Here is a 1221-nt window from a genome sequence, read left to right on the forward strand (position 1 = left end):
TGACACATCATAGTTACAATCAGCATCTGTGAATATTTCTATACTCGCAGGCGCCGTAAATGTCGGTGCGATATTATCAGAGATGGTTATGGTTTGAACTTTAACAGTTGAGTTGTCACAATCATCAGTTAATGTCCAAGTTCTAGTAATTACTAATGTACCTTCACAAGAACCATCTGCAATGGAATCTTCATAAGTAGCTTCGATATTTGGTGAACATTGCTCAGTTTCATCAGTTACATCTCCCGTAATATTCGGGGAAGCGTCATAGTTACAATCTGCATCTGTGAATATTTCTATATCAGCAGGTACTGTAAATTCTGGAGCAATGGTATCTTCAATTGTAAATTTAGCAGTAGTTTCTGAATAGTTTAAACAACCATCTGTTGCTCTAAATGTGACAATTACGCTACCAGTCATACCACACTCATCGCTCATACTAGTAAAGTTATTACTCCATGTAATCGCAGAACAATCATCGGAAGCCTCGGCACCGGCATTAGAAGATAACCAAGCATTGAATTCACTTAGATTACCTGTACCGTCACATTGCACTGTTTGGTCTGAAGCAACCTTAGTTATTGTTGGATTTATAATATCTTTTATTAAGTAAGTAGCCGAAGTAGAACTTGAATTTCCACAAGCATCTGTAGCAGTAAAGGTTACCAAAATACCATTTCCATCACATTTAACGGAATCATCTCCCTGACCATAATCATGAGTCCAAACAATATCATTGGCATTTGTACAATTATCAGTCGCTGTAGCACCGCCATGGTTGGCTAACCAATCACCTATAGGGTCCCCTTGCTGATTAATATCACATTGTACCTCTATTGGGCTTGCCTGATTTGTAATTGTTGGATTAATTTCATCGTGAATTACAATATTTTGTGTACATGTTGTGGTATTTCCAGCCATATCAGCAATCTGATATGTTCTGGTTACCGTTTCAGGACAGCTTAAGTTATCACTAACTTCACTTATTAATGTAAAGCTAGCTTCATTAATACTACAGTTATCATTGGCGCTTCCTCCTGCATTTGTAAATTCTGCATAGGTAGTATAAGCAGGTTGTTCTGAAATATCACACATTGCTGTTAGGTTGCCTGGACAAGTAATAAAAGGTGCTTGGTTATCAGTAACCACGACATCTTGTGTACATACAGTATCATTACCAGCAGTATCTGTAAACGTCCAAGTAATGGTAGTCGTACCTAA

The 1221-nt window shown here is 37.7% G+C and carries 1 pseudogene; it reads right to left on the reverse strand.

From position 1 onward, the window contains the following. Positions 1-1221: pseudogene (locus DFQ02_RS15120) on the reverse strand (gliding motility-associated C-terminal domain-containing protein); the annotation flags it as partial.

Origin of the sequence: Seonamhaeicola aphaedonensis, from assembly GCF_003386195.1 — a bacterium.
Lineage (GTDB): Bacteria > Bacteroidota > Bacteroidia > Flavobacteriales > Flavobacteriaceae > Seonamhaeicola > Seonamhaeicola aphaedonensis.